At 68.7% G+C, this 19659-nt stretch carries 13 protein-coding genes and 2 pseudogenes; 12 read left to right on the top strand and 3 right to left on the bottom strand.

The window, feature by feature from the left end:
- The first annotated feature begins 1102 nt into the window (after positions 1 to 1102).
- Both HNR07_RS10885 and HNR07_RS10880 read left to right on the top strand, forming a co-directional pair.
- A complete protein-coding gene (locus tag HNR07_RS10885) occupies positions 1103 to 2554 on the top strand; it encodes a hypothetical protein (protein WP_184364731.1) in 1452 nt (483 codons plus the stop codon).
- Between the two features lie 30 nt (positions 2555 to 2584).
- A complete protein-coding gene (locus HNR07_RS10880; protein WP_184364730.1) occupies positions 2585 to 3274 on the top strand; it encodes a hypothetical protein in 690 nt (229 codons plus the stop codon).
- Positions 3275 to 3399: 125 nt separating this feature from the next.
- Here the strand turns inward: HNR07_RS10880 and HNR07_RS10875 are convergent, their stop codons facing one another.
- Positions 3400 to 4599 carry an MFS transporter gene (locus tag HNR07_RS10875; RefSeq protein WP_184364729.1) on the bottom strand — a complete coding sequence of 400 codons (1200 nt, stop codon included), beginning with the start codon at positions 4597 to 4599 and terminating at the stop codon, positions 3400 to 3402.
- Between the two features lie 295 nt (positions 4600 to 4894).
- On the opposite strand from HNR07_RS10875, the gene HNR07_RS10870 reads away from it, so the two are divergent.
- A complete protein-coding gene (locus HNR07_RS10870; RefSeq protein ID WP_026116601.1) occupies positions 4895 to 5455 on the top strand; it encodes a GNAT family N-acetyltransferase in 561 nt (186 codons plus the stop codon).
- Positions 5456 to 5657: 202 nt separating this feature from the next.
- The gene (locus HNR07_RS10865) at positions 5658 to 6974 is read left to right on the top strand and encodes a phosphoribosyltransferase (protein WP_184364728.1); all 1317 of its coding nucleotides are present in this window, start codon (positions 5658 to 5660) and stop codon (positions 6972 to 6974) included.
- A gap of 195 nt (positions 6975 to 7169) precedes the next feature.
- Here the strand turns inward: HNR07_RS10865 and HNR07_RS10860 are convergent, their stop codons facing one another.
- Positions 7170 to 7469: a WhiB family transcriptional regulator gene (locus HNR07_RS10860; protein WP_017588640.1), complete on the bottom strand. Its 300-nt coding sequence runs from the start codon at positions 7467 to 7469 to the stop codon at positions 7170 to 7172.
- Between the two features lie 827 nt (positions 7470 to 8296).
- On the opposite strand from HNR07_RS10860, the gene HNR07_RS10855 reads away from it, so the two are divergent.
- From HNR07_RS10855 to HNR07_RS10835, 5 genes and pseudogenes are all read left to right on the top strand, one after another.
- Positions 8297 to 9730 carry an NF041680 family putative transposase gene (locus HNR07_RS10855; RefSeq protein WP_184360963.1) on the top strand — a complete coding sequence of 478 codons (1434 nt, stop codon included), beginning with the start codon at positions 8297 to 8299 and terminating at the stop codon, positions 9728 to 9730.
- A 75-nt stretch (positions 9731 to 9805) separates the two neighbouring features.
- Positions 9806 to 10701: pseudogene (locus HNR07_RS10850) on the top strand (IS5 family transposase).
- Between the two features lie 214 nt (positions 10702 to 10915).
- Positions 10916 to 11317, top strand: a complete 402-nt coding sequence (locus tag HNR07_RS34335; RefSeq protein WP_221318780.1) for a hypothetical protein — start codon at positions 10916 to 10918, stop codon at positions 11315 to 11317.
- Between the two features lie 34 nt (positions 11318 to 11351).
- Positions 11352 to 12776 (top strand): IS1380 family transposase, encoded by a 1425-nt coding sequence (locus HNR07_RS10840; protein ID WP_312893591.1) that lies wholly within the window; start codon positions 11352 to 11354, stop codon positions 12774 to 12776.
- Positions 12777 to 12926: 150 nt separating this feature from the next.
- Positions 12927 to 13883, top strand: a pseudogene (locus HNR07_RS10835) (IS3 family transposase); the annotation flags it as partial.
- Between the two features lie 38 nt (positions 13884 to 13921).
- Here the strand turns inward: HNR07_RS10835 and HNR07_RS34870 are convergent.
- Positions 13922 to 15445, bottom strand: coding sequence for an NF041680 family putative transposase (locus tag HNR07_RS34870; protein WP_246420249.1), 1524 nt, complete (start codon positions 15443 to 15445; stop codon positions 13922 to 13924).
- Positions 15446 to 15737: 292 nt separating this feature from the next.
- Between HNR07_RS34870 and HNR07_RS10830 the strand changes: the two genes are divergently transcribed.
- From HNR07_RS10830 to HNR07_RS10820, 3 genes are all read left to right on the top strand, one after another.
- Positions 15738 to 16145, top strand: coding sequence for a YccF domain-containing protein (locus tag HNR07_RS10830; protein WP_184364727.1), 408 nt, complete (start codon positions 15738 to 15740; stop codon positions 16143 to 16145).
- 201 nt (positions 16146 to 16346) lie between these two features.
- Entirely contained in the window at positions 16347 to 17669 is a 1323-nt protein-coding gene (locus tag HNR07_RS10825) for an AI-2E family transporter (RefSeq protein WP_184371874.1), read from the top strand.
- Positions 17670 to 17976: 307 nt separating this feature from the next.
- Positions 17977 to 19575, top strand: a complete 1599-nt coding sequence (locus HNR07_RS10820; RefSeq protein WP_184364726.1) for an ABC-F family ATP-binding cassette domain-containing protein — start codon at positions 17977 to 17979, stop codon at positions 19573 to 19575.
- Positions 19576 to 19659: the final 84 nt, after the last annotated feature.

Genomic DNA, 19659 nt, shown 5'->3' with positions numbered 1-19659 from the left:
GCTGTTGGCGAAACCGCAGCGTTGGGGTCCGGAGAAGCGGAGAGCCTGACATGGGGAGGCTTCTCTGGGTCGGGCTCGGGCCCGGGTAGGGCATCCGGGGTGGGGTCTGGGTGGGGCCTGTGTGCGGACTGGGGTCTGCGGTTCGGGTTGGGGTTCCCCGTTTCCCGCCGCTTGATGGTTGCCGTCCACGCTGCGCGCGTCAAGGCCGACAACGAAAAGGGGCAGCGAAGGCGCCAGTCCCCCAGGCCCGCGCGGATCTGGTCGCGCGTCGCGGCCGGTCATGCGCGCCACCGGACCCCGGGTGGTGAGGGTGGGGTTCAGTGCTGTGGCCTTGGCCCCGGGCAAGCCGGGGTGGCCGTAACCCGCGCCTGGGGGTGTCCGCTGCTTCCGAAACCCCCTCATCCCCGGTGATCTTGCTACCAGGAGCAAGTTCGGCGCTGACTTCGCTTCTGGTAGCAAGATCATCTTTGAAAAAGGAGCCGAAACCGGGCCCGGGGGCCTGGCGGGCCGCTGGTGCTGTTTCGTTCTGGCCCTTTGCCCTGTTCCCGATCGCGGCCCTGGTCTTCGCCGTCCTGACCGTGATGTTCGGTGGTGACCTCAGGTTGGTCGCCTCCGGTGGTCACACCGCCTTCAGCCTGGCCTCTCTGGGGCTCTTTGCCGTCGTTCGACAGTGGCTCGGTGAACAGTCGGTGCTGAGGTCGGAGCCGGGGTGAGGGATGGGTGGTTGCGGGGCTCCCGAGAGTACTTGTGGCCGGATCCGGCCATTCTGGGCGTGAACCAAGTCGCATTCTGGGGTGTCCATACCGACGTCTACGTAGCGAACTGGACGCCTTCGACGGTCTGGTTCTGGAGTCACAGCAGGTCAGCGGAGGTGGGGTGGGAAGCCGAGTGGAAGCGGTACTACCGGTGTCCGAATCCTTGGCGAAGGTACGGAGTGAACACCCTCTGGGACGGTCAGTATCATCACGTGCAGCATTGACTACTCGTGTGCCGTTACCCCCTGCTTGGTCACTCCGCCCGAGCCGCGAACGACCGTCACCGCTGATCTTCCCCTGCAGTCGTACACGAACAGGTTCACGTTCCCCATGCCTTCGGAGGCACCATGAGCCGGGCGTCCCGTCCGGGGCACTCCCGGCCCACCGCAGTCATCGTCATCGCGCCCGATGAGAGCAGCGCCGAGATCGTCATCGAGGGGCACCGCCAGGTCGTGTCCGGGCTCGCGCCCCACGAGACCAGACGTGCGGCCCTGGACGTGGCCACCGGTTACGCCGCCCACATCGGGCAGCCGGTGCTCGTCGACGCCCGCGACGCCAACGGCTACTGGCGCCTGATCGCGACCCCGGACGGGGTCGTGCAGCCCGCGGAGCCCACTGCCCCCACGCAGCCTCCGGTGCCGGGGCAGGTGCCCGCTCCGCAGAACCAGGAGAAGGGGAGGAAGAGCGGCAAGCTCCTGGTGCTGGGGGGTGCCGTCGCGCTCGTCGTGCTGCTCCTCGTCGGAGCCGGTCTGGCGATCCCGCGGCTCCTTCCGGGCTCTTCGGACGCCGCGGAGGAGGGAGAGGTCGACGAGAACGCCATCCCGCTGGAATACCCGGCCCCGCCGGGGTTCGAACCGGTGGTGGAGCTGAGCGAGGAACTCGCCCCGGACACCCAGCCCGCGGTCAGCCGGGACGGCTCGGTGCTGGTCTACGTCGACCCCGAGGAACGCCTCAACCTGATCGACGCCGACGGTTCACGCCTGTGGTCGGTGGACCTGCCCTTCGACGCGGCCGCCGGGCTCGGCGCGCCCCGCTTCGTGGACTACGGCGGCGAGAGCACCATCGTGATGGAGACCGCCGACACCCTGTGGTTCTGGCCCGAGTCGGGCGGCACGGCCACCAACGTCGAACTCCCCGAGTCCGGCTCCGCCCGGTACGCGGGCGACTCGGTCCTGGTCCGCGACGACGATGCCGCCTACCTGGTCATCGACGGTGAGCTCGAGGAGATCGAGGCTCCCGGCAGCTCGGTGCCGATGCTCGCGGCGGATGACCGGGTCCTCACCGCCGTCGTCAGCGGCCCGTGGAACTGGGTCAGTCCCGGCGAAGAGGATCCTGAGGTGGTCCACGCCCAGCGCCCCAGCGAGGCCGGTGAGATGGAGGCCGTGATCACCGCCCTGCGCGAGTACGTCATCGTCCGTTGGGAGCCGCTCCGGGGAGATGGTTCGATCCTGGCCTTCCACGACCGTGGGGACGGTTCGGTGCTCGGCTCCGCTGTGATCGAGGAGGACGCGCTGGAGGACGTGAGCCACCTCTCCGCTCCGGTCGGCCTGGACCTGGTGGTCTACGGCCCGGTGCTGTTCGACCCTCATTCCGGTGAGACCGCCGTCGTCCCGGGCTTCACGCCCGAGATCTCTGTCGGCGACCTGGTCTTCGGTGAACTGGACGGGAACCGGGTGGCGCTGGACGCCTCCGGCGAGCCCTCCGAGGTTCCCGAGGACGCAGAGACTCCGCGCGGCCTTCTCGGCGACCGCGCGGTGGTGGTGCATGAGGGTCACCTGTATGCCATCCCCCCTGAGTAGATATCTACACAAGAGAAAGAAAGGAGTGGGATGTCCCCCAACAAGCGGGTACTCACCGTCACCGCGGCCAGCCTTCTCATGGCAGGCTTCTCGGTTGCCCCGGCGTTCGCAGCCGAGACCCCGGACGGGACCGTCCCCGAGACCACCCCCGAGGTGTTCGAGGAGACGGCCCAGGCTCCGGAGATCGAACTGGTTCCGGTCGTGGAGAGCGCCGTCGAGGACGTCGTCTCCATCCTGCCGCTGGACCTGTCGCCGGACGAGGGCGAGAGCCCCGCGCCGGTGGACCCGGACCCGGTGGATCCGGACCCGGTGGATCCGGATCCCGGTGAGGGCGAGAACCCCGGCCCGGTGGACCCGGACCCGACGGACCCGGTGGACCCGGACCCGACGGACCCGGTTGACCCGGGCCCCACGGACCCGGTTGATCCGGACCCGACGGACCCGGTTGACCCGGGCCCCACGGACCCGACGGACCCGGACGCTGGCACCAACCCGGGTGATGACACCCAGGCCCCCGGTGACAGCGCCCCCGGCACCACCCCCGGTTCCTCCACGCCCAGCGCTCCGGCGCCGGCCACGGGGAACGCCGCGGGTTCCAGCGAGAACCTCGCTGCGACCGGTGTCGACATGTCGGGCTTCGTGCTCGGCGGCGCCGTCGTGACCGGTATCGGCGCTCTGGCCCTGTGGGCCGGCAGCCGTCGTCCGGGCATGGCTGAGTAACAGCGCGTCCGGTCCCGCACTCCCGTGGGGCTGACGTGTGCAGGGGCCCCGTCCACCAGAGGAATCTGGCGGGCGGGGCCCCTGCGTCGTCCGTGCCCGGGTCCCGGTCCCCGCGTCCTTCTCCGTCAGGTTCGCGGTCGCAGAGCCGAGGCGAGGAGGAAGGCCGCCACCCCCGCGCCCGCGATCGCCCACAGCGCGCTGCCCAGGGTCACCGAGTCGGCGAGGAAGCCCACCAGCGGCGGGAAGGCCAGGAAACCGGCCCGGCCCAGCCAGCCCACCACCGTCACCCCGTCCCCGGTGCGCACCCCGGGGACGTTCCCGGCGGCGGCCAGGGTGAGCGGGAACAGCGTGGACACACCCAGGCCCATTACTCCGAAACCGATGATCGTGGTGGCCGGGTGCGGCAGGAGCAGGGCGAAGGCCAGCCCGCCCGCGGCCAGTAGACCGCATGCGTGCCCCACCGTAGCGGCGCCGAACCGGTCGGTCACCCGGTCCCCGATCAGCCGGCCGACGGTCATCATCGCCTGGCAGGCCACGAAGGGCATCGCGGCCAGGAACAGCGGCGCGCCCAGTTCGCCGGTCATGTACACCGCGCCCCAGGACGCCGCGGAGTCCTCGATTCCCCCGGCCGTCATGAGCAGCGCACCCAGCATCAGGAGCAGGACGAACCCCTTGGCGGGGACGCGCGAGCGGCTGCCGTCGTGGCCGTTGACCCCGTCCTCGCGCTCGCTGTTCTCGGGGCCGGGCAGCAGCATGCGGCTCACGGTGAGGTTGACGGCCACCAGCAGCACCGTCACCCCGCCCAGGTGCCACAGGATGGGTACCCCGGCCCCGGCCATCGCCGCGCCGAGCAGTCCGCCGCAGACCGCGGCCAGGCTCCACACCGCGTGGAAGGTGTTGATGATGCTGCGCCGGTAGCGTCGCTGCACGCGCAGACCGTGGGAGTTCTGCGCCGAGTCGGTCCAGGCGTCCGCGGAGCCCAGCACGAACAGCGCTCCGGCGAGCATCCACCAGTTCTGCGCCAACGCGATGAAGGGAAGCGCGCCCAAGGAGAGCAGGCTGGTCCCCACCGCGGTTCTCCCGCTGCCGAACCAGTGGATCAGCGGCCCCGCGAGCATTCCGGTCAGGATCGCCCCGAAGGGCATCGCGGCGATCGCCAGCCCCAGCTCCGCGTTGGTCAGGCCCAGGCTGTTCTTGATCACGGGCAGCCAGGGCACAGCGTTCGTGTAGGTGAAACCGTTGACGAAGAACAGGGTGGAGACCGCGATCCTGGCGCGCCTGGCCTCGCGAGGGGGTGCGGTGTATGTGTCGGTCGGCGCGTTCACGGTCGGCTCCCGGAGTCGTTTCGATGCGTGCGGATGTTATCGGGACCCACGAGGGGACGACCAGTGTTTTCCAGGCGTACTGCGCGCCCGGGCTTGCCTTTGGCGACGGAGCCGTTTTACATAGGGGTTCTGCCCTCGTCACAGTGAAGCCCCGATCACCCCTCCCGCACTCCGACACGGCCCCTGCCCACGGCCGGCCCCGCGGCCCGCTCCCGCGTAGGCACCCCTGCCCGCCGACTCCCTCACACCGGGACGCGCCGTGCCCCGACGGTCCCGGTCGGAACCGGAAGATCACATGATCAGAACGAGCGCGCTGCGAGAAACTCCGACTCTCACCGGGAAGAGCGTACGGCTGGTCCCCCTGGGCCCCGAGCACACGGACGCCTATTTCGCCGCGGGACTGGACGAGGAGGTCCGCAGGCTCACCGGTACCCACGGCCACCTCACCTACGAACGGGCCCGCGAGTGGTGCGAGAGCCGCGAGGGCCGCAGCGACCGGCTGGACCTGGCCATCATCGCCCCCGCCGACGGCCGCTACCTCGGTGAGCTGTCCATCTACGCCGTCTCGCCCGAGAACGAGACCGCCGGGTACCGGATCGCCCTGTCGGCGATCGAGTTCACCGGCCAGGGGTTGGGCAAGGAGGCCACCCAGCTAGTCCTGGAGTACGCCTTCGAACAGATCGGCCTGCACCGGGTCTGGCTGTACGTGTACGCCTTCAACATGCGCGCCATCGCCGTCTACCGCTCCTGCGGCTTCTACGTGGAGGGCCGACTGCGGGACTCCCTGCTCTGGGAGGGCCGCCGACACGACGCCCTGCTGATGGCCGTCCTCCGCACAGGGTTCAGGGGGCGTTGAGGCGGCGCTGCCGGAGCGCCGAGGGAGCACGAAGCGGGCGCGGCGGGGCGGCCGGGGACAGCGGACCCGGGCGGTTTTTGCCACCGCGCGGGGTTGTAACCCGCGCACGGCGGGGTATGCCGGTACCACTTTTCCAGCGGCTCACTGTCAGACAGCCGGAAGGAGCGGCGCCGGGTCCCGCGGACCTGGCGCCGGTGCGGACATGAACCCGGTACCCGTTTCCCTGCCCTTCACCGACCGGTCCGAGGCGGGACGACGCCTCGCCGAGCGGGTGCGTCCCCACGCCGTCAACGACCCGCTCGTGCTCGCGCTGCCCCGCGGCGGGGTTCCGGTCGGGGCGGAACTGGCTGAGCGCCTGGCCGCCGATTTCGACGTGCTCCTGGTCCGCAAGATCGGTCTGCCCGGACAACCGGAGACGGGTGTGGGCGCGATCGCGGAGGACGGGCACGTGTTCTACGACGACCGCGCCCTGGCCCGGATGCGGGTGCCCCGCCAGGCCCTGTCCGACACCGTGGCCTCCGAGCGTGACGAACTCGACCGCAGGAAGCGCGCCTACCGAGGGGTGCGCCCGGCCCCCAGGATCGCCGGACGCGACTGTGTGGTCGTCGACGACGGTGTCGCCACCGGGGGTACCGCCCGGGCCGCCCTGCGGATGGTGCGCCAGGCGGGCCCGGCGCGCCTGGTCCTGGCCGTGCCGGTCGCCGCGCCGGAGGCGTTGGCGGCGCTGCGCGAGGAGGCCGACGCCCTCGTCGTGCTCACCGCCCCGGACAACTTCCGGGCGGTGGGGGAGTGGTACCGCGACTTCGGCCAGCTCTCCGACGGTGAGGTGATCGCTGTCCTGTCCGAGCGCGAGCGCCTCCATCGGCGGCCCGACGTCGCCAGGGCGGTGCGGATCCGGGCGGGACAGGTCTACCTCGACGGGGACCTGACCATGCCGACGGCGCTGCGCGGCGTGGTGGTGATGGCGTTCGGCCAGGGTCAGAGCGACCCCCGTTGGCGGGCTACCGCCTCGGCGATGCAGCGCGCGGGCTATGCCACCCTGCTGCTGGACCTGCTCACCGCGGACGAGCAGGGCGCCGACGGCGCCGCGGGCGGTGAGACGGAGACCCGCGTCCTGGGTGAGCGGTTGGGCGCCGCGGTGAACTGGTTGCGGCGCGCCACCGACGCGGCCAGCGAACCGTTGGGGGTACTGGGTTCGGGCGCCGCGGCCCCGGCCGCGCTGCTGACCGCCGCCGAACGGCCCCAGGACGTGGCGTCGGTGGTGGTCCACGGTGGGCGCATCGACCAGGCCGAGCCGAGACTCGCCGAGGTGCGGGCACCGACCCTGGTCCTGTTGGAGAGCGCCGACTCGTTCGTCCGGGAGCTGGGTGAGTGGACCCGGGGCCGACTGGGCGGCCCCTCGGAGCTGAGGGTGATCTCCGGGGCCGAACGGCTGCTCCGGGGCGACCTGGGCTGGCGCCAGGTGGCGGTGGAGACGCTGGGCTGGTTCGACCGCACCCTGTCCCAGCGGCCGGAGTGAACCGTCAGCGCCGCTCGGGGTGATTCCCGCGGCCCGGATGATTCGGGGCCGGGAAGACCACTGCCCAGGTGATCCTTCGGCGGATACTGGGGACATCGGGCGGGAGAAAACCCGCGGCGCCCTCGACGTACTACGTCGGGGCGCCACGGGTTATCGGGGCCGGGGCCACCGGGAGAGATCCGCTCGGCGGAATCGTCAGGCGGCGTTGGCGCGGCGCATCCGGCGACGGCGCTCGGAGGCGCGCTCGTCCTCGTTCAGTCCGCCCCAGGTTCCGTACTTTTCCGGACGCGAGATCGCGTAGTCCAGGCAGTCGGTCCGAACCGGGCAAGCCGCACAGATCTCTTTGGCCTTGCGCTCCCGAATCTCCCGCTCCGGCTGGCGTTCGCCATCGGGGCCGAAGAAGAGCACAAGGTCCTCGCCCCGGCACGCGGCGGCATCCTGCCACCCCCAGCTCGGGCGGGGGCGCAGCGCGGCCTGCCGACGTACCTGAGACATGCTTGAACCACCTCTACTGAAATCACTAGTAAGCTGTCTGAAAAAGCTTCAGTCACCAAAAGTTGGTCATGCGGCGTGAGTCACCCCGCACGACGCAAACGTCGAGCGGTGGTGGCGTTGTTCCCCGGTGTGGCTGAGACCACGAGAAGCGCCATCACAGAGGCGATGCCTGCGGATGATGGGGTGCTCTCACGCGAACGGCCGCGGAGGCGGTGACAGCCTCCGCCTGAGCCGGTACGTAATCATGCCATCCCCACTCCCGATCCTGCACGGGGGGTGGGGAAATTACTCATCCAACCGTTACCGAAACCTGATGCTTGGCGTCCGGTCTCTGGTTGTCTGTTGGATTTTGTCGCACTTCGCCAGATCTTCCGTCTTGCGAAGGACACAGCACATCGTATGGGGCGATGTCCCTCCTGCCTAGGGGGTCCTCCTGATACGCCGATCACATTGCGGTCTAACCATGCTCTCGAGATTGGGTGTGACCGAATGTCCTCACTCAGGGCGACCACGGCCAGGTGCCCCACCGGCTTCCCCCGCTAGGCTCGGCGTGTCCCCTGGGCCCCGCGCGACACGTCGGTTCCCCGCGGCCCCCGAGTTCCCGCGGAGTCCCCCCGCCGCCTCCCTCCGCCCCGAACGGCGCACCGCCGCCGCGAGCCCCCGCCGCGGCCGCTCCGTACCGTCCCCTAGCTTGGCGTTTAACCTCGAGCCCGTGACCGGATACCGTCCCGGTCACGGGCTTCGTTGTTTCCCGGACAGCACAACGGCCTTCGCGTGATCATGTGCTTCAACCACGAACACACCTGATCACAACGAAGGCCGTCACCATGAGTCTGCTGCACCAGCACACCCCTGTCGAGCCACTGTCGACATTGGCCCGATTCCGCTCCCAGTTCCACGCCTGCCTGACCACACGTGCTGACGCCCTCTTCGAGGTCTGCGAAGCCCTGGTCAGCACCCCGACCCCCGTGCGCCACCTGGCACAACTCTCCCTGGAGCCCGAACACCACCGCGGCCACGGCTCGGCCTACGCCGCCCTGGCCCACGGAAGCATCGACACCACCCAACTGCGATCGATCCTGGCCTCGCTGCCCCTGCCCCGCTTCCACGGGCGCATCGTGTTGGCCTGCGATGTCTCCCCCTGGCTGCGCCCGGACGCCTGGACCAGCCCTGACCGGGCCTGGTGCCACACCTACGGGCGCGGCACCGGCCAGGCCGAGATGGTCCCGGGCTGGCCCTACTCCATGATCGTCGCACTGGAAGAGGGCTCCACCTCCTGGACCGCGCCCCTGGACCTGCGCCGCCTGCACAGTGACGAGGACCCCACCACCGTCACCGCCCACCAAGTCCGCCAGCTGATCGCCCGATTGATCAGGGCTGAACACCACCAGCAGGGCGATCCCGACATTGTGGTGGTGGTTGACGCGGGCTATGACAGTCCTCGTCTGGCCTATCTGCTCGCTGATCTGCCCGTTCAGGTGGTGGGCCGGTTGCCCTCCAACCGGGTGCTCTACGGCCCAGCCGAGCACCGACCGATCTCAGCCAACGGGCGCCCGCCCAAACACGGGGCTGCCCTACGGATGGCCGCCCCCGATACCTGGCCCGAGCCGGAGACGGTGACCACCGCTGCCACCCGCCGCTACGGCAGTGCCACCGCGCGCTCCTGGGATCGGATGCATCCCCGGCTGACCCACCGCTCAGCCTGGGCCGAGCACCCCGGTGAGCTACCGGTGATCGAGGGCACCCTGGTGTTGTTGCAGGTGCAGGCTTTGCCCTCGCGGCGCGATCCCAAACCGTTGTGGTTGTGGTCCTCAGCCACCGGCATGCGCTCAGAGCAGGTCAGTCAGATGTGGTGGGCTTATTTGCGCCGGTTCGACATCGAGCACACCTTCCGCTTCCTCAAACAGTCGTTGGGGTGGAACGCACCCCGGCTACGGGACCCGCGATCGGCGGACCGGTGGTCCTGGCTGGTCGTGGTGGCCTATACCCAGCTACGTCTGGCCCGGTTGTTGGCGCGTCAGGTCAGATTGCCCTGGCATCGGCTGGTGGAAGCGGACCGGATGAGTCCGGCGCGGGTGCGTCGGGGGTTTCGGTACATTCGCGCTGACCTGCCGGTGTGTGTGGGTGCACCGAAATCCTGCGGGCCTGGTCCGGGGCGTCCGGTGGGGAGCCAGAACAAGCGTCCAGCTCCCCGATACGGGGTTCCCAAGAAGAACAAAACGGGCACTACGGGGCACCCCGGAGCCAAGCAAGCAGGTTAAACGCCAAGCTAGGGCCTGTTCCGCGGATCTTGGTTCTCGAATCTGTGGCTCTGAGCGTCGGTGTACAACCGGTATATGAGCCGCAGATTCGAGCTCACTGACCAAGAGTGGGACCTGATCAGCCCCCTGCTACCCCCGATGACGCCCCAACGCGGAGGCCGCTGGCGTGATCACCGCCAGGTCCTCAACGCGATCATCTACCGGACCCGTACCGGTATCCCCTGGCGTGACCTGCCCGAACGCTATGGCCCCTGGACCACCGCCCAACACCGGCTCCAACGCTGGGAAGCTGATGGCACCTGGGCCCGCATCGAACAACACCTCATCGACACCGATGAGGACACCGACCTGGACGCCCAGATCGACTCCACCGTGGTGCGTGCCCACCAACACGCCGCCGGAGCGCGAAAAGGGGGAAGAGTCCTGAGGACTCACGAGTCGCCCAGGGCCTCGGAAAGTCCAGGGGAGGTTTGAGCACCAAGATCCACACCATTTGCGAGGGCAACGGAAAACCCCTGGTCACCACCCTGACCCCGGGTCAGGACGCCGACACGTTGCAGTTGCCGGTGCTGGTGGGGCTGGTGCGGATCAACCAGCCCGGGCCCGGTCGTCCCCGCACCCGTTTGGAAGGGCTGGCCGGGGACAAGGCCTACAGCTCCAAGGCCAACCGGGACACCCTGCGCACCACGCGGACCCGGTGCACCATCCCCGAGCGTGAGGATCAAAAGACCAACCGCCGCAACCGCGGGTCGGCCGGCGGTAGACCGCCCGACTTCGATCGGGAGGTCTACCGCCAACGCAACCGGGTGGAGCGGTTGATGAACCGGCGCAAGCAGTACCGGGCGCTGGCCACCCGGTATGACAAGCTCGCCACGACCTACCGGGCCACCGTGCGCGTCGCGGACATCCTCATCCGGTTACGCGCACGACCCGACCGCTCCACCCCACAAGATCCACGGAACACGCCCTAGCTTGGCGTTTAACCTGCTTGCTTGGCTCCGGGGTGCCCCGTAGTGCCCGTTTTGTTCTTCTTGGGAACCCCGTATCGGGGAGCTGGACGCTTGTTCTGGCTCCCCACCGGACGCCCCGGACCAGCCCTCTGTGTCAGGCTCAAGTGGGACACCAAGGGATAACCTTCACTAACTGGCACAAGCAGGGCGAGAACAGGCAACCACCACCGTGACGATGACCAACCACGACCTCCACACCAACGATGAAGGGCCTCGAGCCACCCGGCCCAAGCGCCGGACCTTCACCCACGCCTACAAGCTGCGGGTCCTGGAGGAATACGACACCGCACCCGCCGGCGAGAAAGGCGCCCTGCTGCGCAGGGAAGGACTCTACGACTCCAGCATCCAGCTCTGGCGCAAACAGAGAGATGGCGGCGAACTGAGCACCTCACCGGCCGGGGCGACTTCCAGAAAGAAGACACCTGAACAGGTCGAACTGGAACAGCTGCGCCGGGAGAAAGCCAAACTTGAGCGTGACAACGCCCGGATGTCCAACCCCGGCTATTCAGCGGAATTGGGAGGACCGACCCCTGACAGCACGAAAGGTGCCCCTACCTGCAAAGATGTGACTGTCTAGGAAACATCACAGCAGAATCAGGAGCACCTTTCTGGTGCACGAGCCTACCTGGGACCACCGCCTGTCCGTGACCGCCAACAGCACCAACCTCGTCGGGCATGCCGGAGCCGTCCTGCTCCGCCAGCTCGCCGACCGCACCGGCCTCACCCGGGCCCTCGCCACAGCCTTGCCCACCAGCACCGCCAACGGCTGGCGGGACCGGGCCACCACCCTGGTCCACCTGGTCATCGCCATCGTGCTCGGCGCCCGCAACCTCTCCGAAGCCGAACGCCTGGGCCTGCACCACCGGCCCGTGTTCGGCCCACCCACTTCCGACTCCACCCTGCGCCGCGCCCTGAACGTCCTCGACGAGAGGGCCCTGGCGGCGATCGCCAAGGCCCGGCGGCAGATCCGCCGCCACGTGTGGACGCTGCTGCACCTGCGCCCCGGCGGGTTCCCCCAAGTGAAGGTCGCGGGCAAACCCCTGAAGGGATGGATCGTGCTGGACGCCGACGCCACGATCATCACCACCACCTCCAACAAGGAAGGGGCCGCACCCACCTTCAAGTCCAGTTTCGGGTTCCACCCCCTGGCCGCCTGGTGCGCCAACACCGGCGAGTGCCTGGCCATGCTGCTGCGCCCCGGCAACGCCGGAGCCAACACCGCGAGCGACCACATCAACGTGCTCACCTGGGCCCTGGATCAGGTCCCCGGCTCTTCCCGGGCCAAGATCCTCGTCCGTATCGACGGAGCCGGCGCCACCCACGACCTCCTCGAGTACCTGGAGAAGCTGAACACCAGCCGCAGGACGGTGCGCTTCACCGTCGGGTGGAAGATCACCACCGCGGACGAGGAGGCGATCGCGAAGATCCCCGAGAGCGCGTGGGAGAGCGCCGTGGACCAGAAAGGCGACCTCCAAGAGGGCTATGAGGTCGCCGAACTGACCGGGCTCAACACCCGCGAAGGCTGGCCCAAGGGGATGCGGCTCATCGTCCGCCGGGTACGCCCCTCCCGCCGCCACACCGCCAAGCTCACCGCCATGGAGAGGAAGACCGGTTGGCGCTACGCCATCTGCGCGACCAACATCAAGCGGATGCATCGGGTGCCGGGCTCCCACCAGGCCCAGTTTCTGGACGCGCTGCACCGAGACCACGCCGAGGTCGAGGATCGGGTGCGCACGAACAAGGCGATGGGGCTCGCGTTGTTGCCGTCATCGTCCTGGCAGGTCAACCAGGCGTGGGTGCTCGCGGCCAACCTGGCCGCGGATCTGGACGCCTGGCTGCGGTTGCTCACCCTGCACGATGCGGAGGACCTCGCGGATGCCGAGCCTGAGAGCATGCGGTTTCGGATCTACCACCTGCCCGCCCGTCTGGCCCGCCACGCCCGCCGCCGCTTCCTGCGTATCGAACGGTCCTGGCCCTGGGCGGAGGCGTTCACTACCTGCTGGCAGCGGTTGACCGCTCTGCCGACCCTCACCTGAGGATCGGGACCTGATCCGACGAGCAGCAGGAAGGAGGGAGCACGCAGTTCCGGGGTTCGTGGAGCCCGGCGCGCACCGCGGCGTCACGCGAGGGCTCGTTCCTGCCCGGACCAGGGACACCATGGGCGAAGTGCCGGATCAGAAGACGCGATCAGACCCCTGACGAATCCGGGCCAAGAAGCTGACCCAGACCGAGGCAGCCATGGAAATCCTGGGAAAAGCACACGCGCTCTTGGAGATCGTGTCCGAGAGCGCGGACTCGGAGAACTCGTAACCGAGGTTCGCGAGAACACACGAATCCAACTCGAACCGCATACCGGCGTCAAAGAGTCCTGTCGCCTGTCGGGCATCAACCGCTCGACCCACTACCGCAACCGGGACCGAAACCCCTCCGCCCCGACCGAACCCGCCAGGACGCCTCCCCCGAACCGGCTGGAGAGCGAAGAACGCGAACACATCATCGCAGTCCTCAACAGCACGAGGTTTCGGGACAAAGCTCCCTGGCAGGTGTGGGCGGCCCTGCTGGACGAGGGCACCTACCTGTGCTCGGTGGCCACGATGTACCGGCTGCTGCGCGAACGCGGCCAGAGCCGGGAGCGGCGGGCCCAGGCCACCCACCCGCCCAAGACCAAACCCGAGCTGGTGGCCCACGCCCCGAACCAGGTGTGGAGCTATGACATAACGAAACTGCGTGGACCCGGCCCGGGCAGGTTCTTCGATCTGTACGTCATGATCGACATCTACTCCCGGTGCGTGGTGCACTGGGAAATCCACACCAGAGAATCAGGCGAGATCGCCGAAGGGTTCATCGCCAACTCCATCGCGGCCAACGGCCAGATCGCCGCCGAAGTGATCCATTCCGACCGCGGTACCGCGATGACATCGCAGCCCGTTTCCGAGCTGCTGTCCATGCTCGGCATCACCAAATCGCACTCCAGGCCGAAGACGAGCAACGACAACCCCTACAGCGAAGCGCATTTCAAGACGCTGAAGTACTGCCCGGCGTTTCCTGACCGGTTCGGGTCCATTCAGGGAGCCCGGCGGTTCTGCCGCAGATTCTTCCAGTACTACAACCACGAGCACTACCACTCCGGGATCGGGCTGCACACTCCTTTCACGGTGCATATCGGCACCGCGCACGCGATTCAGGACAAGCGAGCGCAAGCCATTGAGGCCTTTCGCGCGGCCAATCCGCAGCGGTTCACCCGCAGGCCTGTGCTTCCTGCTCTTCCCGAGGCCGCGTGGATCAACGAGCCGGACATCGTGCCTACCGCACAGCACAGCGCTGACCTGCGTGAAGCGGCCTGACGATCACCTGCCCCTGTCCGATTCGACTTGACACACTCCGCAGGCCCGCAGGATTTCGGTGCACCCACACACACCGGCAGGTCAGCGCGAATGTACCGAAACCCCCGACGCACCCGCGCCGGACTCATCCGGTCCGCTTCCACCAGCCGATGCCAGGGCAATCTGACCTGACGCGCCAACAACCGGGCCAGACGTAGCTGGGTATAGGCCACCACGACCAGCCAGGACCACCGGTCCGCCGATCGCGGGTCCCGTAGCCGGGGTGCGTTCCACCCCAACGACTGTTTGAGGAAGCGGAAGGTGTGCTCGATGTCGAACCGGCGCAAATAAGCCCACCACATCTGACTGACCTGCTCTGAGCGCATGCCGGTGGCTGAGGACCACAACCACAACGGTTTGGGATCGCGCCGCGAGGGCAAAGCCTGCACCTGCAACAACACCAGGGTGCCCTCGATCACCGGTAGCTCACCGGGGTGCTCGGCCCAGGCTGAGCGGTGGGTCAGCCGGGGATGCATCCGATCCCAGGAGCGCGCGGTGGCACTGCCGTAGCGGCGGGTGGCAGCGGTGGTCACCGTCTCCGGCTCGGGCCAGGTATCGGGGGCGGCCATCCGTAGGGCAGCCCCGTGTTTGGGCGGGCGCCCGTTGGCTGAGATCGGTCGGTGCTCGGCTGGGCCGTAGAGCACCCGGTTGGAGGGCAACCGGCCCACCACCTGAACGGGCAGATCAGCGAGCAGATAGGCCAGACGAGGACTGTCATAGCCCGCGTCAACCACCACCACAATGTCGGGATCGCCCTGCTGGTGGTGTTCAGCCCTGATCAATCGGGCGATCAGCTGGCGGACTTGGTGGGCGGTGACGGTGGTGGGGTCCTCGTCACTGTGCAGGCGGCGCAGGTCCAGGGGCGCGGTCCAGGAGGTGGAGCCCTCTTCCAGTGCGACGATCATGGAGTAGGGCCAGCCCGGGACCATCTCGGCCTGGCCGGTGCCGCGCCCGTAGGTGTGGCACCAGGCCCGGTCAGGGCTGGTCCAGGCGTCCGGGCGCAGCCAGGGGGAGACATCGCAGGCCAACACGATGCGCCCGTGGAAGCGGGGCAGGGGCAGCGAGGCCAGGATCGATCGCAGTTGGGTGGTGTCGATGCTTCCGTGGGCCAGGGCGGCGTAGGCCGAGCCGTGGCCGCGGTGGTGTTCGGGCTCCAGGGAGAGTTGTGCCAGGTGGCGCACGGGGGTCGGGGTGCTGACCAGGGCTTCGCAGACCTCGAAGAGGGCGTCAGCACGTGTGGTCAGGCAGGCGTGGAACTGGGAGCGGAATCGGGCCAATGTCGACAGTGGCTCGACAGGGGTGTGCTGGTGCAGCAGACTCATGGTGACGGCCTTCGTTGTGATCAGGTGTGTTCGTGGTTGAAGCACATGATCACGCGAAGGCCGTTGTGCTGTCCGGGAAACAACGAAGCCCGTGACCGGGACGGTATCCGGTCACGGGCTCGAGGTTAAACGCCAAGCTAGGGGAAGGACCAGGGTGCCGGGAAAGGAACAGGGCATGGTGCGCGGGCGTCCCAGACGATAGAAAACAGGGTGCGCTCGACCATCCGCCCGGTGCGGAGGAGGCGCACGCCGTCCCGGCCTCGAGCGGGACCGAACCAAGGAGACGAACACCGTGGCCCTCGTGCGGCTCATCCTGAACATCATCTGGTTTTTCGTCGCTGGATTCTGGCTGGCCCTCGGCTACGTCATCGCCGGGATCATCTGCTGCATCCTCATCGTGACGATCCCCTTCGGCGTCGCCTCCTTCCGGATGGCCGGCTACGCCATCTGGCCCTTCGGCCGCGACCTCGTGCGCAGGTCCGGCTCCGGCGGCGGCGCCACCTTCATGAACGTCATCTGGCTGATCGTCGCCGGCTGGTGGCTGACCATCGGGCACATCGCCACCGCGCTGGCCCTGGCGGTCACCATCATCGGCATTCCGATGGCATGGGCCTCGCTCAAGATGATCCCGGTCGCGCTGGCCCCCTTCGGCAACGAGATCGTCCGTAGCGGTCAACCCCGGGAACCGTGGCGTTTCTGACGGATTTGATCTCTCCCGACTGATATCTCACGATTGATCTCCCGCGGGGTCCGGCAGAACCAGCGGGCCCCGCGGCGCATCCCCCAGACGCCCCCGCAACACAGACATCCCCCGGAACAGTGTCGACACGTGGCCGCCGCAGGACCGGCCACCGCGCAACAACCAGAGAATGGAGTCCATGTGCAAGCCCAACGGCCGGGAGTGTGGGCGCTCCTGAACAAATGGCTCGTCGCCCGCAGAGCCCGCGCCGAGCGCCTCGCCCAACTCGAGGCGCAGGAGGAGGCCAGATCCGCGGCCCAACCTCCGGTCGAGGAGCAGGCCGCCGAGCAGGAGGACGTCGGCGCCGGCGACCTGCTTCGGGTGGTCAGCGACGTCGCCTGGCGGATGTTGATCATCGGTGTCGTGGCGGGCCTGCTCGTCTACGCCGTCATCTACCTGCGGATCATCACCCTGCCGGTCATCATCGCGGTGTTCATCACCGCGCTGCTCATGCCGATGGCCAACTGGCTCCGGTCCAAGGGGCTGGGACGCGGGACCTCCACCGCGGCCTCGATCCTCACCGCGCTGGTCGTGCTCGGCGGGGTGATCACCTTGATCATCCAACCCGCCATCCAGGGCATAGACGGCCTGATCGCCAACGTCTCCAGCGCGTTCATCGGACTCCAGGAGTTCCAGCTCGACCTCCCCTTCGGGTTGGACGCCGACCCGGCGCTGCTGGCCAACATGTTCACCAACGCCTGGGACCAGATCCAGGGCATGATCACCGAGAACACCCAGGAGCTGGTCAGCGGCGCCTGGACCGCCGGTGCGGCCGTGGTCCAGGTACTCATCAGCCTGGTGCTGATCATCGCCCTGACCGTGTACTTCATCCACTCCGGCGACAAGCTGATGGACTGGTTCGTCACGCTGCTGCCGCCCAAGTCCCGCCCGGGCATGCGCCACGCCGGCGGTGTCGCCTACGGGGTGATGGGCCGCTACGTGCGCGGAGTGGCGGCGGTGGGTGTCGTCGACGCCGTCGGCATCGGCATCGTCCTGCTCATCGTCCTGGACGTCAACCTCGCCATCCCGCTGATCGTGCTGACCTTCGTCGGCGCCTTCCTCCCGATCATCGGCGCCTTCCTCACCGGGATCCTGGCCGCCCTGGTGGGCCTGGTCGCCGAGGGGTGGCCGACCGCCCTGATCATCGCGGTGGCGGTCATCGTGGTCCAGCAGGCGGAGAGCAGTGTCTTCGCGCCCCGGATCTACGGTCAGGCGTTGGAACTGCCCGCCCCCATCGTCCTGATCGCCATCACCGCGGGCGGCATCCTGGGCGGCGTCCCGGGCATGTTCCTGGCCACCCCGGTGGCGGCCGTGCTCGCCGCGCTGCTGCGCAACCGCCCGCCCTCCCACCACGAGGACGGGGAGAACTCCGGCGAGGACGACGGGGACGGGAACAAGCCCCCCGCCAAGGAAGCGGCCGCCGTCGTGGTGGTCGCCCCGCCCTCGGAGCAGCCGGAGAAGAAGGACGACCCCGCCAAGGAGTGACCCCCCGAGGGAGTGAAACAGCGGAGTGAGTTCGCCCCCGTTCGCGCCCCCGCGGGAATGCTTCGCGCCCCCGACCCCGTTGTGCGGTCGGGGGCGCGACCGTGTTCCTGGCCCTCCCGTACGGACCCGCACGTGAAAACCCCTCGCGCCGCCCCTCGCCCCAGCCGTTAGTCTGGGTCGGTCGGTCCGAGGACACGTCCATGCGCGGCCCCTGCCGCGAGACCACCGCCGAGCCGCCCTTCCGGGTCGGCGCCGTGCGGATCCCGACCGCCCGAACCGCCACACCACTGTTGAGGATGCCCCACCCATGTTGATCGCCACCGACCTCGAACTGCGCGTCGGACCTCGTCTCCTGCTGGAGCCGACGACCTTCCGTGTCGCCGCGGGGGACCGGATCGGACTGGTCGGCCGCAACGGTGCGGGCAAGACCACCATGACCAAGGTGCTCGCGGGGGAGGGTCTGCCCACCGGCGGCAAGGTCTCCAGCTCGGGCAGCATCGGCTACCTGCCGCAGGACCCGCGCACCGGCGACCTCGATGTCATCGCCAAGGACCGCGTGCTGTCCGCGCGCGGGATCGACGAGGCCCTCAACGGTCTGCGCGAGGCCGAGAAGAAGATGGCCAGCGACCACGAGAAGACCCGGAACAAGGGCGTGCGCCAGTACGCCCGCTGGGAGGAGCGCCTCCACGTGCTGGGCGGTTACGCCGCCGAGTCCGAGGCCGCCGCCATCGCCTCCAGCCTGGGCCTGCCCGACAAGGTGCTCTCCCAGCCGCTGCACACGCTCTCCGGTGGTCAGCGCCGCCGGATCGAGCTGGCGCGCATCCTGTTCAGCGGTGCGGACACCCTGCTGCTGGACGAGCCCACCAACCACCTGGACGCCGACTCCATCGTCTGGCTGCGTGACTTCCTCAGGCACCACCAGGGCGGGCTCATCGTGATCAGCCACGACGTGGAACTGGTCGAGCACGTGGTCAACAAGGTGTTCTATCTGGACGCCAACCGCAGCACCATCGACATCTACAACATGGGCTGGAAGCTGTACCTGTCCCAGCGCGAGGCCGACGAGCGCCGTCGCCGCCGCGAGCTGGCCAACGCCGAGAAGCAGGCCGACACCCTGCGCAAGCAGGCGGACAGGTTCCGGGCCAAGGCCTCCAAGGCGCGCGCCGCGCAGCAGATGCTCAACCGCGCCGACAAGCTCCTGGACGGGGTCGCGGGGGTGCGCCAGTCCGACAAGGTCGCCAAGCTGCGCTTCCCGGACCCGGCGCCGAGCGGCCGCACGCCGTTGATGGCCGAGGGGCTGTCCAAGTCCTACGGTTCGCTGGAGATCTTCGCCGGGGTGGACCTGGCCATCGACCGCGGCAGCCGCGTGGTCATCCTGGGCCTGAACGGCGCGGGCAAGACGACCCTGCTGCGCTTGCTGGGCGGGGTGGAGGAGCCCGACTTCGGGGAGGTCGTCCCCGGGCACGGACTCAAGCTCGGCTACTACGCCCAGGAGCACGAGACCCTGGACGTGGAGCGGAGCGTGCTCGAGAACATGATGAGCGCGGCCCCGAACCTGCCCGAGGTCGAGGCGCGTAAGACCCTGGGTTCGTTCCTGTTCACCGGGGACGACGTGAGCAAGCCCGCGGGTGTGCTCTCCGGTGGTGAGAAGACCCGGCTGGCCCTGGCCACCCTGGTGGTCTCCAGCGCCAACGTGCTGCTGCTCGACGAGCCCACGAACAACCTGGATCCGGCCAGCCGCGAGGAGATCCTGGCGGCGCTGCGCAACTACAAGGGCGCGATCGTCCTGGTGACACACGACGAGGGCGCTGTGGAGGCGTTGCAACCCGAGCGCGTCATCATGCTGCCCGACGGTGTCGAGGACGTGTGGAACGCCGAGTTCGAGGACCTCATCGCACTGGCCTGATTCTCCGGTCCTGATTCTCTTGGCCTGATCCGGGCCTGAGGACAGCGGCCTGACCGGGGCGGTCCGTGTGACCACGGGGACGGG

It is taken from the genome of Nocardiopsis metallicus (assembly GCF_014201115.1).
Taxonomy (GTDB): Bacteria; Actinomycetota; Actinomycetes; order Streptosporangiales; family Streptosporangiaceae; genus Nocardiopsis; species Nocardiopsis metallicus.
The sequence above is the reverse complement of the archived record's forward strand: the minus strand, read 5'-3'. Positions and strand labels throughout refer to the sequence as shown.